Annotated in this window: 10 protein-coding genes; 6 read left to right on the top strand and 4 right to left on the bottom strand. The window is 68.4% G+C overall.

Annotation, left to right across the window (positions count from 1 at the left end; all coding sequences use genetic code 11):
* Positions 1 to 3: 3 nt before the first annotated feature.
* Positions 4 to 1,410 (bottom strand): peptidylprolyl isomerase, encoded by a 1,407-nt coding sequence (locus tag NWF24_RS32415; RefSeq protein ID WP_258352103.1) that lies wholly within the window; start codon positions 1,408 to 1,410, stop codon positions 4 to 6.
* A 21-nt stretch (positions 1,411 to 1,431) separates the two neighbouring features.
* Positions 1,432 to 3,948 carry an LPS-assembly protein LptD gene (locus NWF24_RS32410; protein ID WP_258352102.1) on the bottom strand — a complete coding sequence of 839 codons (2,517 nt, stop codon included), beginning with the start codon at positions 3,946 to 3,948 and terminating at the stop codon, positions 1,432 to 1,434.
* Between the two features lie 235 nt (positions 3,949 to 4,183).
* Between NWF24_RS32410 and NWF24_RS32405 the strand changes: the two genes are divergently transcribed.
* The 6 genes from NWF24_RS32405 to NWF24_RS32380 all read left to right on the top strand — a co-directional run bounded on the left by NWF24_RS32405 (position 4,184) and on the right by NWF24_RS32380 (position 12,275).
* Positions 4,184 to 5,281, top strand: coding sequence for an aminoglycoside phosphotransferase family protein (locus NWF24_RS32405; protein ID WP_258352101.1), 1,098 nt, complete (start codon positions 4,184 to 4,186; stop codon positions 5,279 to 5,281).
* A gap of 69 nt (positions 5,282 to 5,350) precedes the next feature.
* Positions 5,351 to 6,070 carry a 16S rRNA (uracil(1498)-N(3))-methyltransferase gene (locus NWF24_RS32400; RefSeq protein ID WP_258352100.1) on the top strand — a complete coding sequence of 240 codons (720 nt, stop codon included), beginning with the start codon at positions 5,351 to 5,353 and terminating at the stop codon, positions 6,068 to 6,070.
* Between the two features lie 95 nt (positions 6,071 to 6,165).
* Positions 6,166 to 7,524 carry a M20/M25/M40 family metallo-hydrolase gene (locus NWF24_RS32395; protein WP_258352099.1) on the top strand — a complete coding sequence of 453 codons (1,359 nt, stop codon included), beginning with the start codon at positions 6,166 to 6,168 and terminating at the stop codon, positions 7,522 to 7,524.
* 101 nt (positions 7,525 to 7,625) lie between these two features.
* Positions 7,626 to 8,078: a YidB family protein gene (locus NWF24_RS32390; protein ID WP_218132223.1), complete on the top strand. Its 453-nt coding sequence runs from the start codon at positions 7,626 to 7,628 to the stop codon at positions 8,076 to 8,078.
* A 106-nt stretch (positions 8,079 to 8,184) separates the two neighbouring features.
* Entirely contained in the window at positions 8,185 to 11,097 is a 2,913-nt protein-coding gene (locus NWF24_RS32385; protein WP_258352098.1) for a DUF4132 domain-containing protein, read from the top strand.
* Positions 11,094 to 12,275, top strand: coding sequence for an MFS transporter (locus NWF24_RS32380; RefSeq protein WP_258352097.1), 1,182 nt, complete (start codon positions 11,094 to 11,096; stop codon positions 12,273 to 12,275). Before NWF24_RS32385 ends, NWF24_RS32380 begins: the two co-directional genes overlap by 4 nt.
* On the opposite strand, the gene NWF24_RS32375 is transcribed toward NWF24_RS32380, so the two are convergent.
* Together NWF24_RS32375 and NWF24_RS32370 are read right to left on the bottom strand one after the other, a co-directional pair.
* Positions 12,247 to 13,104 (bottom strand): alpha/beta hydrolase, encoded by an 858-nt coding sequence (locus NWF24_RS32375; RefSeq protein ID WP_258352096.1) that lies wholly within the window; start codon positions 13,102 to 13,104, stop codon positions 12,247 to 12,249. The genes NWF24_RS32380 and NWF24_RS32375 overlap by 29 nt on opposite strands.
* Positions 13,101 to 14,612, bottom strand: a complete 1,512-nt coding sequence (locus tag NWF24_RS32370) for a M20 family metallopeptidase (protein ID WP_258352095.1) — start codon at positions 14,610 to 14,612, stop codon at positions 13,101 to 13,103. The genes NWF24_RS32375 and NWF24_RS32370 overlap by 4 nt, the downstream gene beginning before the upstream one ends.
* Positions 14,613 to 14,668: the final 56 nt, after the last annotated feature.

The following is a 14,668-nucleotide window of genomic DNA, read 5'->3' as shown; positions in this document are numbered from 1 at the left end:
GAATCAGGACTGGGGTGGGTCGCGGTACTCGACGTAGGCGCGCGCGCGCACTTCCTGCACCCAGGTGGTGAAGGCCTCCTCCACGCGCTGTTCACGCAGCGCGGCGCGCGCGGCTTCGCGCTGCTCCGACTGGCTGAGCTTGGAATCGCGGCGGCCGACCACCTGGATCAGGTGCACGCCGAAGCGCGACACCACGGGATCGCTGATCTGGCCCGGCGCGAGCCGGTCCATGGCTTCCTCGAATTCGGGCACGAACTGGCCCGGGCGCGACCAGCCGAGGTCGCCACCGTCCTTGGCGCTGCCGTCCTGCGAGTTGTCGCGGGCGAGGCCGGCGAAGTCGGCGGTGCCGGCCTGCACGCGGCGCTTGAATTCGGCCAGCTGCGCAACCGCCTGCGCCGTGGTGCGCTTGGGGTCGTTGAGCAGCAGGATGTGGCGCACTTGGGTCTGCGTGACCGTGGCGTCGCCCGACCCGATCTGGGCCTTGGCGATGACCTTGAGCACGTGGAAGCCGGCGCTGGAGCGCACGGGCCCGGCGATGCCGTTCACCGCGGTCGATTGCGTGGCCTCGACGAACAGCGACGGATAGCGGTCGGCGCTGCGCATGCCGATGGCGCCGCCGTTGGCGCGGTCGGGCGAATCGGAGTTCTCGCGCACCAGCTTGGCGAAGTCTTCGCCGGCGCGGGCGCGCTGGGCAAGGTCCTGTGCCTTCTTCTGTGCCGCGGCCACCTGGGCGTCGGTGGCGTTCTCGGGAACGGCCACCAGCACCTGCGCGAGGTTGAGGTTCTCCAGCGCCGCGTTCTTGACGGTTTGATTGCGCTGATCGCGCAGGTATTCGTCGGCCTCGACGTCGCTGATCTTGACCTTCGACTCGACCTCGCGGTCACGCAGGCGCGTGAGCAGCAGCTGGTCACGCAGGTCGTTGCGGAAGTCCTGCTGCGCGATGCCTTCGGCGGCCACGCGGCGGCGCAGCTCGACCATGCTGATCTCGTTCTGGCGTGCCACGGTCTGCTCGGCCTGATCGATGGCTACGTCGTCGACCTTGATGCCGTTTTCCTTCGCGAGCTGAAGCTGCGCACGCTCCGTGATCAGCCGCTCCAGCACGAGTCGCGTGAGCTCGCCGCGGGGAACGCGCTCTGCGTCCGGGTTCTCCTTGATCAGCCGCGACACGCGCGTCTGCACGTCGGTGTTGGTGATGGGCTCCGAGTTGACCAGCGCGACGATGAATTCAGCCGAGCGCTGCACGGGCGCCGCGGCAGGCGCCGTCGACGGGCGCGCGGCCGGCGGGCCCAGGCGCGGTCCGGCGCGCATGATGTCCGTGATGCCGGTGCCGGAGCGGAAGCCCTGCGCACCCGACGTTGCAGCCACTGCCGCGAGGCAGCCCAGGGTGATGATGGAACGGATGTATTTCATGGCGTCGCTCAGTCAGTCGTCTCAGTCGTAATTGGTGAAGCGGCTCGGCGCTTCGCCCGGTTGGCGCAGGGGTTCGTAGCGCTGGATGTTCTGCCGCAGGGCCTGCATGGGGCTGGAGCCGATGCTGGAGAAGCCGACGAATTCGAGCTGGAACATGATGCGGGTGTTCGCCGTCACCTGGCCCGTGGTGATGCGCTGCAGCACCACGCGCCCGATCCAGCAGCAGCCGTCGTACTCGAAGCCGAGCACGCCGTCCGTGAGTTTCTTGTCCTGCAGGCTGTAGTTGAGCCGGCCGACCGCATACCAGCGTCCGCCGCCCTGGCCCTTGCCGGGGCCGAGGTTCTTGCCCTTGTCGCCCCACAGGTCGTTGATGGGCCATTGCCAGCCCACGTCGATCGACTTGCTGCCGTCGGTCGCGGTCGGGGTGCTTGGCGCCTGATAGCGGAAGGCCGCGCTCAGGTTGTGATACGGCTCGGGGTTGTAGCGCGCGCTGATGGCCGAGCGCTCCGACTTGCGCGTGTCGGGGTTGTACTGCACGAGGGTGTCCAGGCTCCACTTGGGCGTCCAGTTGATCTGGGCGCCCACGAGCAGGTCGCTCGCGCGGTCGGTCACCGGCGTGCCGCCGGGCAGCGTGACCTTCTGGTCGCTGAAGCGCAGCCGCTGCGCGATGCCGAAGCGCGCGGCCTCGACGCCGGTGGCCGGATCGATCAGTCGCGAGGTCACGCCGAGCGTGAGGGCATTGGTGTCCGAGACGCGGTCGCCGCCCGAGAACGCGTTCTCGGTGTAGATGGTCGCGAAGCTGAAGTCGTTGGCCGCCGAATCGTAGTTCGGCAGCATGCTCTGGTTGCGATACGGCGTGTAGACGTAGTAGGCGCGCGGCTCCAGCGTCTGGCGGAAGGCGCGCCCGAAGTAATTGGCGTCGCGCTCGAAGGTCAGGCCGCTGTCGAGGCTGAAGGTCGGCACCACGCGGTTGCTGGAAGTCGGGAAGAAATACAGCGAGCTCGGGTTGTAGACCTGGCCGTTGACGTACTGGACGCCGTTGACCGTGACCGTCGGAATGGACGACTGCGGCAGGTAGTAGTTGTACGAGGCCGCGTTCAGCATCAGCTTGGGGATGACGAACGAGCTCGGCGTGATGAACGGGCGGCTGATCGAGGCGACGGCCATGGCGCGGTCGCCGTCGGGCTGCGATTGCTGGGTGGCGTCGTAGCCGAGTTGCGACGGCAGGATCGTGTTCACGCGGAAGTGCGTGTAGTCCAGGTTCAGCGAAACGTCGAAGCCGTGCCAGTCGTACTTGTTGTAGTTGGCCGTGATCTGCGGCATCTTGTCGTACGCCGGCACGATCGGCGACAGGTCGTACTGCAGGTTCTGGTACTTCAGCGTGCGGACGATGCCGCTCCAGTCGCCCTTGCTCCAGTTGAGCGATGCATCGTTGGGCAGCTGGCGCTGCGCGAGCGACGGCGTGCGCGTGAAGTCGCGCCAGTAGTCGTTGTCGCTTACCCGGTTGATGCTGATGTTGGCCGACAGCGAGTCGAGGCCCAGCGCCTTGGCATCGAAGTCCTGGTGATGCGTGCCCCACACGCCCCAGCGCTTGGTGCTGCTGAGATCAGGGTAGCGCTGGCCCATCAGGCGGTCGCTGCCCATCAGGTCGAAGCGGATCGTTCCGTTGTATCCCTTCTCGAGGTAGCGGAACTCGTTGCTGAAATTGATGCCACGCTTGCTCATGATCGTCGGCGTGATCGTGGCGTCGCGGTTGGGCGCGATGTTCCAGTAGTACGGCTGCGCGATCTCGATGCCGTTGGTGTTGTCGATGCCGATGGTGGGCGGCAGCAGGCCGCTCTTGCGCTCGTTCGACAGCGGAAAGCTCACGCTCGGAATGGGCGGCGTGGTGATGCCCATGAAGCTCAGCCGCGCATTCTTGGCCACGCCCTCGTTTTCCTCGGTGTCCGTGGTCATCGTGGTCGCGGTCAGCAGCCAGGCCGGCATCCAGCCCGGGAAGTCCTCGCGGCGGCAGGTGGTGTAGGTGGCTTCGCGGGCGATCGACACGTTGGCGTCGACAAAGTCGATGCGCTTGGCCTCGCCATGCGCTTCGTTCACGAGGAACTGGTAGCGCACGTTGTTGAAGAAGCCCTCGAAGGTCTCGAGCTTGAGCTGCAGCTCGGGGCCTTCGTACACGTTGCCGGCCTGGTTGACGCGCACGTTGCCGGTGGCCTTGGCGCGGTCGTCGGGCTGGTAGTACTCGAGCCGGTCGGCGGTGATGGACACCGCGCCGCGCCGCAGCGTAGCGTTGCCCTCGACCACGGTTTCCAGGTCGGGCCGGCCGGAGATGCGGTCGCCGGTGACGATGCTGGGCATCTGGCCACGGTCCGCGGGCGTCAGGGTTTCAGTCAGCAGCGGCGTGCGCTTCAGCGTGAGCGGGGCGTCGAAGTTGCCGGCCGTCTGCGCCGAGGCGCCATGCGCATGCATCAGGGCCAGCGACAGAACAGCCAGCGGTAGCGGCGGGCGCGAGCGCCGCGGGGCAACACGACGTCGGTTCATCAGGCCTCCCGCCCGGCCGTTCCGAGGAAAGCGGTCGACTCGCCCGGGAAGGGCAGCGAGCGCACAAGGTGCCAAGCGTGAGGGCTTTGGGTCGTAGGCATCGGTTCGGAACGAAAAATCGTCGGGGGACGGCGCGGCAGGCCGGCGGGTTGCAGGGGCCGGCAGCAACCCGCATCGGCCGGAAGCCGGCCAAGGGGGATTGCCGCGCCAGGCGGATTTGTAGAATCGATTATCCATGACAGCATCCCCGACTCCGGCCTCATTAGCCCCAAGCCCCGCCGAGACCATCCTCTGGACTGATCCGCAGCGGGCCGAAGTGTTCCGGGGCTGGCTGGCCGCCATCGCGCCCGCCCACCAGCTGCTGCCGGGCACCGTGCGGCTCGCCTCGGTCGACGCGAGCTTTCGCCGCTACTTCCGCCTCGACTCCACCGACCCCGCCGCGCCCACTCGCATCGTGATGGACGCGCCGCCGGACAAGGAAAACAGCGCCCCCTTCGTCCAGGTGGCGCAGCTGATGGCCGGCGCCGGCGTGCTCGCCCCCACGGTGCTCGAATGGGACAAGCCGAACGGCTTTCTCCTGCTCGACGACCTGGGCCGCCAGACCATGCTGGACGTGATCGATCCGGCGAAGCCCGACGCGAGCCGCCCGCTCTACGACCAGGCCATCGACGCGCTGATCCGCTGGCAGCTTGCTTCCAAACCCGACGTGCTGCCGCCCTACGACCGGGCGCTGCTCGAGCGCGAACTGGCGCTGTTCCCCGAGTGGTACATCGGCCGCCACCGCGGCATCGCCGTCGAAGGCAAGCTGAAGGAGCGGCTCGAGCGCAGCTTCAAGCTGATCGTCGACAGCAACCTCGCATCGCCCAGCGTCTATGTGCACCGCGACTTCATGCCGCGCAACCTGATGATCGGCAACGGAGCGGCACTCGGCGTACTCGACTTCCAGGACGCCGTGTACGGCCCCATCACCTACGACATCGCCAGCCTGATGCGCGATGCCTTCCTGAGCTGGGACGAGGAGTTCGTGCTCGACATCACGATCCGCTACTGGACGGCTGCGCGCAAGGCCGGCCTGCCGGTCGACGAAGACTTCGGCGCCTTCTACCGCGCGGTCGAGTGGATGGGCCTGCAGCGCCATCTGAAGGTGCCCGGCATCTTCGCGCGCCTCACGCTGCGCGACGGCAAGCCCAAGTACCTGGCCGACACGCCGCGCTTCATTGCCTACATCCGCGCCACCGCCAGCCGCTACATGGAGCTGACGCCGCTGCTGCGCGTGATCGACGAAATCGAGGGCACTTCGGCCATCACGGGCTTCGCCTACGGCCGTGTCTGAAGGAAAACTGAAAAAGCACCACCCTGTGACGGCCGTACAACGGTCGCTCGCAGCTATCGATTTCATAGCATGCCGCGTTTTCACTGTTCCGTGCCGCTGAGCGCCGGCGCCAGCCTGGCGCTGCCGGCGGGTGCCGCGCGCCATGTGCAGGTGCTGCGGATGCAGCCCGGCGACGCGCTCACGCTGTTCGACGGCGCGGGCGGGGAGTACGCCGCTACGGTCGAGCGCATGGGCCGCAGCGACGTCGCGGTGGCGGTCGGCGACCACCTGCCGGTGGAGCGCGAAGCGCCGCGCGCCGTGCACCTCGCGGTCGGCATGCCGGCCAACGAGCGCATGGACTGGCTGGTTGAAAAAGCCACCGAGCTCGGCGTGGCGAGCATCCAGCCGCTGGCCACCGCCCACGGCGTGCTGCGCCTGTCGGGCGAGCGCGCCGAGAAGAAGCGGGCGCATTGGGAGGCGATCGCGGTCGCGGCCTGCGAGCAGTGCGGGCGCAACCGGGTGCCGGTGATCCATCCGGTGCAGTCCTTCACGGGCTGGCTCGAAGCCAATGAAGCCTCGGCCGTGCGCCTTGTGCTGAGCCTTGCCGAGGGCACCCGCAGCCTCGCCGACACGCTTCAGGCCCCGAACGACCAAGGCGTGACTGTATTGAGCGGCCCCGAAGGCGGCCTGAGCAGCACCGAAGAACAGCAGGCCATCGCCCGCGGCTTCGCTCCCATCACCCTGGGTGCGCGCGTGCTGCGCGCCGAAACGGCGGCACTGGCCGCGCTGGTGTCCCTGGCCGGGCTCTAGGCAGGACCGCGAGGTGGGTGTTTTCCGCGACGCGCATGCGGAAAGCTTGGGAAACAATCGTTACTTCGTTAAGACAAAAGAAGGACTTTTGGCCCATGTCCCGCTCGCCAAGTTCGCTGCGCCTTGCCCCTTTCATCCTGGCCGCGCTGCTCTGCGCCTCACAGGGCGCGCTCGCCCAAAGCCAGGCCGTCGCCCCCACGCCCGCGCAAGTCAGCCCCGAGGTCGACAAGGCCTACACCCAGCTGATGGCCTCGCCCGCCATCCAGAAGCTGCTCGACGCGGTCAAGGCCGACCATGAACGCTCGGTCGAAGACCTGAAGGCGCTGACCGAGATCGAGGCTCCGCCTTTCAAGGAGCACAAGCGCGCCGAAGCGTTTCTCGCGCGCATGAAGGCGCTGGGGCTGACGCACGCGAAGATCGACGCCGAAGGCAACGTGGTCGGTCTGCGCAAGGGCATCGGCGGCGGCCCGAAGCTGCTGATCTCGGCCCACCTCGACACCGTGTTCCCCGCCGGCACCGACGTGAAGGTGAAGGAGCACGACGGCCGGCTGCACGCACCCGGCATCGCGGACGACACGCGCGGCCTGTCGGTGCTGCTGTCGTGGCTCAAGGTGCTGAACGACAACAAGATCCAGACGGTAGGCGACCTGATGATCGTCGCCAACGTCGGCGAGGAAGAACTCGGCAACCTGCGCGGCATGAAGGCGATCTTTCGCGACAACCTCGACATCGACGGCATGGTGGGACTGGAGCCGTCGTCGCCGGGCGCGGTGCTGGTGCTCGGCACCGCGAGCCACCGCTACGAAGTCACGTTCCAGGGCCCGGGCGGCCACAGCTTCGGCGCGTTCGGCCAGGTGCCCAGCGCCATCCACGGCATGGGCCGCGCCATCGCGAAGATCGCCGATATCCGCACGCCGAGTTTCCCGAAGACAACGTTCACTGTCGGCACGGTCGGCGGCGGCACTTCGGTCAACACCATCGCGCCAGATGCGCGCATGGCCATCGACATCCGCTCGGACGACATGGCCTCGCTGCTGGAGGCCGAAAAGAAGATCCTGGCCGCCATCGACGAAGCCGTGGTCGAGGAAAACAAGCGCTGGAACGTGAGCACGCTGAGCGCCAGCATCAAGCTCATCGGCGACCGCCCCGGCGGCCGCACGCCGCCCGACTCGGTGATCGTCGAGGCCGCGATCCGCTCGAACGCCGCCTTCGGCAACAAGACCCTGCTGCGCGGCGGCAGCACCGATGCCAATGTACCGATCGCGCTGGGCATTCCCGCGATCATCGTCGGCGGTGGCGGCAAGGCCTCCGGATTCCATTCGTTGAGCGAGTCCATTGACGTGACAGATGCATGGAAAGGCGCGCAGAATTCGCTGGTTACCGTGCTGGGCCTGGTGGGCGTGCAAGGGGTCAGCCCCGCATTGCTCCCCAAACGGACAGCACGTACCAAGTAATTTGTCACGTTGCCAGTTTGAAAGTGGGCGTGCCACTTTCTGCTTACGGTCCGCGGCATTTAACAATGCAGACGGTTCTGTCACACACCAAGGAAACAGCCATGGGATTGCTCGATTCGGTACTCGGTCAAGTGCTCGGAGGCGCTGCGCAACAGCAGCAACCGCAAGGCGGCGGATTGGGCGATCTGGGAGGCCTGGCTGGCGCGCTCGGCGGCCTGCTCGCCAACAACGGCGGGCAGGGCGGCCTGGGAGGTCTGGTCTCGAAGTTCGAGCAGGCCGGCATGGGCGACGTCATCGGCTCGTGGATCGGCAAGGGAGAAAACCAGCCGGTGTCGGGCGATCAGCTGCAGAACGCACTGGGCAGCGACACCATCGCCAGCATCGCATCCAAGCTCGGCATCAATGCGCAAACGCTGCTGCCGATGCTCGCCACCATGCTGCCGGCGCTCATCGACCAGCTCACGCCGCACGGCAAGGTCCCCGACCAGGGTCTGGGCAATCATGACGACCTGCTGGGTTCGCTCAGCGGTCTGCTGCAAGGCAAGCAGTCCTGAACTGAAGGACTGCGTTCTCCAGGATTCCGGCGCCCGCGAGGGCGCTTTTTTTTTGGCCCGAACGCGTTCACCGACAATCCCGCTGGCATCAATGGAGAGCAATGGCATGGCGGGCAGTCGCAAGTCGAAAGAAGAAGGTCTGGACGCGCAGCCCGATGGCACCGTGCGGTGGTCCAAGGGCATGCGCGAAGCGCTCGCACAGTTCAACGACCGGCCCTGCGGCCAGTGCGGCGGCTCGCTGTCTGACGAGCGCGGTCTGGCCGACAGCCTCGACTTCTTTCGCCGCCACCGTTCCAGCTTCTATCCGCCGCGCGCCGCACGGCTGCGCATGCTCGACATGCACGGCGCCGCGGCGGCCGAACTGTTCTTCGAGCCGTCCCCGCACAAGGAAGCCGTTACCGACCTGCTGGCCATCCACGACGCGGCTGTCGTGCGTTTCTTCGTGGCCCAGGTCAAGCAGATCGACTGCAAGAACGCCCTCGTCAAGCAAGCTGCGCGTTGGCCGCTGTTCGTGCTGCGCGAGCTGCTGTCGGCGAACCCGGCGCGGCACCAGGCCGGCGCCGCGCTGATCCTGGAACTGCTGGCCGCGAACCCTGAGTGGCAGCAACCGCTGGAGACCTCCTGCGACGACAGCCAGCGCAAGACGCTCGCGCGCCTGCAGGAAGACAGCTCCGCCGGCGTGACCGATGCCGCCCCTGACGCCTGGCCCGCGCTGCTGCGGCGCCCGCCCTGGAAGAACCGGCAGGCGCTGCCCGTCATTCCGACGCTGGCGCTGCAGCCACTGCCACCAACGGCGCTGCTGCACTGGAGCAATCTGCCGCCGCCGCAGTACCTGCAGGCCACGGGCGAATCGTCCGACTGGCTGACCCGCGAGCTCCGCGTCTCGCGCGAACGCGCCGACCAGTGGATGGACGAATTCGCGCGCAACCAGCCCAACGCACCCGCGGAGATCCGCGAGGGCGGCAAGGTGCACAAGGCCCTGTGGATGCTGGGCCTGCGCCCCGAGCTCATCGAGGCCGTCGCGGCGAACGACCGCGAGATCGGGCCGGAAGACTTCGGCGAACCTCCGGCCACCCACTGGAGCGTTGCCGAATACATCTGGCACCTGCCCGAACCGCTGGCCATCGCAGTGTTCACGCTCGGGCCCGCGCCCGAGCTCTACATGGGCGACGTCTCGCGCGTGCGCCCCATCCTCCATGCATTCGGCGCGGCCGCGCTGCCGGGACTGCCGCGCTTCCTCAAGCAGGGCTCGCGCGCGATGTTCGAGCTGGCATCGGTCATCGAATGGGACCCGCTCGCCGGCTGGATCGCCAAGGGCTTCCACACCAACCGCTGGGTCCGGCGCGAAGCGGGCGAGTGGCTGGCGCGCTACCCGGATGCGGCCGCACGCGGACTCGTTCCCATCGCGCTGGGTGAGCCCGGCCCTGCGCACGAGGCGGCGCAAGCCGCGCTGCGCTGGCTGCACGATGCCGGCCACGCCGACGCAGTGCGCAACCAGGCCCGTGCCTACGGCGCCGAAGCCGCCGACGCGGTGGCGCAGCTGCTGGCCATCGCCCCCCAAGAGCTGCTGCCCGACAACCTGCCCGTGGTGCCGAAGACCTTGCCGCTGGCGACGCTGCCCCGCCTGATCCTCAAGGAAGGTGGCCTCGCGCTGCCGCAAGACGTGGTGCCCGACGTACTGATGGCGATGATGCTCGGCAAGCCCGACGCGCCCTATCCGGGGCTCGCCCCGCTGCTGGACGTGCTCACGCCCGATTCCCTCGCGCGTTTCGGCCGCGCGCTGCTGGCCTGGTGGATCGGCAATGGCCGCCCGGCCAAGGAGCGCTGGATGTTCGCGCTGCAGGGCCGCCTGGGCGACGGAGAAACCGCCCGCCAGCTCTACGGCCTGCTGCGCCAGTGGCGCGCCGCCCTCGACCGTGTGCGCGCCTACGACGCGATGGTGATGCTCGGCGAAATCGGCAGCGATGCCGCATTGATGCACCTGGCCGAACTCGCGCGCCAGACCCGCCACGACGACCTGCGCACCCGCGCCGACCGCATGCTCGGCGAAGTGGCCGAGCAGCGCGGCCTCAGCCTCGACCAGCTGGCCGACCGCACCGTGCCCGACCTGGGCCTCGACACCCGCGCGCGCCTGACGCTCGACTTCGGCCCGCGCAGCTTCGAGGTGCGCATGGACGACAACTTCCAGCCCGTGGTGCACGACGCCAGGGGCAAGGCACTCAAGACGCTGCCCAAGCCGGGTGCGAACGACGACGCCGGCAAGGCCGCCGCCGCGACCACCCAGCTGAAGGAGCTACGCAAGCTGGCAAAGACCGTCGCCACCACGCAGATCAAGCGACTGGAGGCCGCGATGTGCGCACAGCGTCGATGGGCCCCCGACGAGTTCATGCCCTTCTTCGCCAACCACCCGGTGCTGCGCGTCTTCAGCCGGCCGCTGGTCTGGGGCTTGTTCGACGCATCGGACAAGCTCGAAGGCACCTTTCGCGTCAGCGCCGAAGGCGAGCTGGCCGACCTGCAGGACGACGCGGTGAAGCTGCCCGAGAGCACGCGCATCGGCCTGCCGCATCCGCTGGAGATTGCAGCCCTCGACCCGTCGCTGGCGACCGCATGGGCCGCCGTGCTGGCCGACTACGAAATCATGCAGCCCTTCGAGCAGCTGATGCGCCCGGCCTTCGTGCTCGACGAGGCCCTGCGCACCCGCCGCGAACTCCCGCACTGGAGCGGCCGCGCCGTATCGAACGCCGCCCTCATGGGCCTGGAAACGCGCGGCTGGCAGCGCGAGGTGGGCGACGGCGGCATGGTCAACAGCTTCAACAAGGCCGTGCCCGGCGGGCGCCGCATCTGCCTGCAACTGGAGGAGGGCTGGTTCGTGCAGGACAGCCCCGACGGCAAGGAACTGCAGACCGTGCGCGCGGTGGCGCTCGACGGCACCGAAGGCACGCTGAGCGAGCTGCCGCCCATCGCCTTCAGCGAAATCGAGCGCGACCTGCAGCGCGCGATCCGGGAGACGGCGCCATGAACCGCAACTTGTGGCTGCTCGCCATCTGCCAGGGCCTGCTTCTGACGAACAACGTGACCTTCATCGCCATCAACGGGCTGGTGGGGCTGGCCATCGCGCCGCACGGCTGGATGGCAACACTGCCGGTGATGAGCTACGTGGTGGGCGGCGCGCTCAGCACCGGACTGGTGGCGCGCACGCAGCAGCGCTTCGGCCGGCGCGGCTCGTTCCAGATCGGGCTGGCGGTGGCGGTGGCATCGTCGCTGCTGTGCTGCTTTGCGGCGGTCACGAAGAACTTCTGGCTGCTGTGCTTCGCCACGGTGGTTGCGGGCTACTACAACGCCAACGCGGGGCTCTATCGCTTCGCTGCGGCCGAGCTGGCAGCGCCGGCCTGGCGCGAGAAGGCGGTGTCGATGGTGATGGCGGGCGGGCTGATCGGCGCGGTCGCCGGGCCGAATCTCGCCACCGCCACGCGCGAAGCCTTTGCGGTGCCGTTCGCCGGCGCCTACATTGCGCTGGCCCTGGTGGCGCTGCTGTCGATGGCGGTGATGCACTTCATCGAATTCCCGGCTGCGCCCACGCGCAAGGAGGCGGCCGGCGGGCGCCCGCTGGCCGAGATCATGCGGCAGCCGGTGTTCATCGTGGCGGCCGCCGCGGGCGCGCTGGGCTATGGCGTGATGAACCTGCTGATGGCCGCAACGCCCATCGCGATGCAGATCTGCAGCCTGCCGTTTTCCGACGCAGCGCTGGTGCTCGAATGGCACGTGATTGGCATGTTCGCGCCGGGCTTCTTCACCGGCCACCTGATCCGCCGCTTCGGCGCGCTGCCGGTGATGGGCGTGGGGCTGGTGCTCAACCTCGGCTGCATCGCCATCGCGCTCTCGGGCGTGGAGCTGCATCACTTCATCGTCGCGTTGTTCCTGCTGGGCGTGGGCTGGAATTTCCTGTTCACCGGCAGCACCACGCTCTCGCTCACAGCCTACACCGCCGAGGAGCGCGACCGTGCGCAGGGCGCGCTCAACTTCTGCGTGTTCGCGACGCTGGCGGTGACTTCGTTCGCCTCGGGCGTGCTGGTGACCACGCAGGGCTGGCAGCTGCTGAACTTCGGCTCGCTGGTGCCTGTGGCGCTGACGGGCGCCGCGCTGATCTGGCTGGCGCGCAAGCGCGCCGTCAGGCCAGCGGCGGAAAGCGCCGGTTGAGCCAGCTTTGCAGGGCCGCGAAGACCGCGTCGGCTTCGAGTTCGTTGAAGATCTCGTGATACAGCGAGTCGAAGCAATGCGCCTCGACCATGCCGCCTGATGCCGTGGCCGCAGCGAATGCGCGACTGGCGGCAGGCATCACCAGGCGGTCGTCACCCGCATAGAGAAGCAATGTAGGCACGGGCCAGTTCGCAGCCCGCTGCTGCACCGTCTCGCCTTCGTACGCCAGGAAGCGCGCGAGGCGACTGCCGATGCGGTCGTGCGTGAGCGGATCGTCGCGGTAGGCCTGCACCACGGCCGGGTCATGCGAGAGGTAGTTGTCGTCGAGGCCGTTGCCCACGCGCAGGTTCGGCGCGATGCGCGGCAGCACCGCGAGCAGCGCCTTCTGGAAGCCGCTCAGGCCCGGGTCGAGCCCCGGAGAGGAGAGCACCAGCCCCTCGACTTGCCGCACACCGCGCGCCACCAGGCTCGCGGCGACGAGCCCGCCGAGGCTGTGCCCCAACAGCACCAGCGGCAGGCCGGGGTTCTCGCGGCGCGCATCGTCGATCACGAGTGCAAGGTCGTCGACCAGCCGCAACTCGCTGGGCAGGCCGCCGCGCGCGCCGGTCGATTCGCCGTGCCCGTAGTGGTCGTGCGCCCACACGGCGAAGTTCCATTCGTGCAGGCATTCCGCGAGTGCGTGATAGCGGCCCGCATGCTCGCCGAGCCCGTGGACCACGACGATCACGGCGCGCGCCGGGCCGGGCGCCGGCAGTCGGCGCAGGGCGAGCGTCTCGCCGTCCGGGGTCGACAGCGAAACGCGCTGCGGCAAAGGCAGCGCCTCGCTCAAGCGGCCACCGGCTCCGATGTTGCCGCGCGGTGCGCAGCCGGCAATGCAGCGATCACTTCGGCCACGGCCGCGGTGAGCTTCTTGGCATAGGGCACGTGCAGGAACTCATTGGGGCCGTGCGCGTTGCTCTTCGGGCCGAGCACGCCGCAGACCATCATCTGCGCCTTCGGGAAGCCGGCGCTGAGCATGTTCATCAGCGGGATCGTGCCGCCCTGGCCGATGTAGCCGCACGACGCGCCGAAGTGCGCCTGCGAGGCCTTGTTGAGTGCGTCCTCGAACCACGGCGTGATGGTGGGTGCGTTCCAGCCGGTGGCGCCGCCGTTGCTCTCGAAGGTCACGCGGGCCTGGTAGGGCGCGTTGTCTTCCAGCAGCGTCTTGAGGTTCTGCACCGCCTCGGCTGCATCGACCAGCGGGGGCAGGCGCAGCGACAGCTTGAAGGCGGTGTACGGGCGCAGCACGTTGCCAGCGTCCTTCAGCGCCGGGAAGCCTTCGGCGCCGGTCACCGACAGCGTGGGCTTCCAGGTGCGGTTGAGCAGGGCCTCGACCGGATCGGTGGTGGTCGGCAGCGCGAACATGGTCGAGCCGCCGCAGTCGTAGTGCGCCCACGGGAAGCGCTTGTAGACCTCTTCGCCGAGGATGGCGGCAGTGGCCCTGGCCTGCGCCAGCCGGTCGGTCGGCACTTCGCAGTGGAAGCTCGCGGGCAGCAGGCGGCCGGTGGCGCTGTCTTCGAGGCGGTCGAGTACCTGCCGCATGATGCGGAAGCTCGAGGGCACGAGGCCCGATGCATCGCCGGAGTGGATGCCTTCGGTCAGCACTTCCACCTTGAGCGTGCCGCTGGCCATGCCGCGCAGCGAGGTGGTGAGCCACAGCTGGTCGTAGTTGCCGGCGCCGGAGTCGAGGCAGATCACCAGTTCGACGTTGCCCAGGCGCGGGCGCAGCGCGTCGACGTAGGGCAGCAGGTCGTAGGAGCCGCTTTCCTCGCAGGTCTCGATCAGGCCGACGATGCGCGGGTGCGCCGCGCCCTGGCTCTTGAGCGCCTGCAGCGCGGCGATGCTGGCGTACACCGCGTAGCCGTCGTCGGCGCCGCCGCGGCCGTAGAGCAGGCCGTTCTCGTACTTGGGCGTCCACGGGCCGAGGTCGTTGCGCCAGCCGGTGAATTCGGGCTGCTTGTCGAGGTGGCCGTACATCAGCACGGTCTCGCCCATGTCGGTGCCGGTGGCCGGCACTTCGAAGAACAGCACCGGCGTGCGGCCTTCGAGGCGCACGATCTCCAGCTTCAGGCCTTCGACCTTCTGCGCCTCGACCCAGGCAGCGGCGTTGCGCAGCACGGTCTCGAGGTAGCCGTTGGCCGACCAGTCCTTGTCGAAGCCGGGCGACTTGGCCGGGATGCCGATGTAGTCGGTGAGTTGCTTGAGGATGTCGCCGTCCCATTGGGCGGTGACGTCGGACAGGGCGCGCTCGGCGTCGAGCGTGCCGGCGGGCATTTCGCGGTGCAGGGGGGCGTTCATCGGTGGGTTCTCCGCGGGTGACGAAAAGGCGCATTTTGCGCCTTGAGGCGACCGCG

The organism is Variovorax paradoxus (assembly GCF_024734665.1).
In the GTDB taxonomy this organism is placed as follows: Bacteria; Pseudomonadota; Gammaproteobacteria; order Burkholderiales; family Burkholderiaceae_C; genus Variovorax.
The sequence above is the reverse complement of the archived record's forward strand: the minus strand, read 5'-3'. Positions and strand labels throughout refer to the sequence as shown.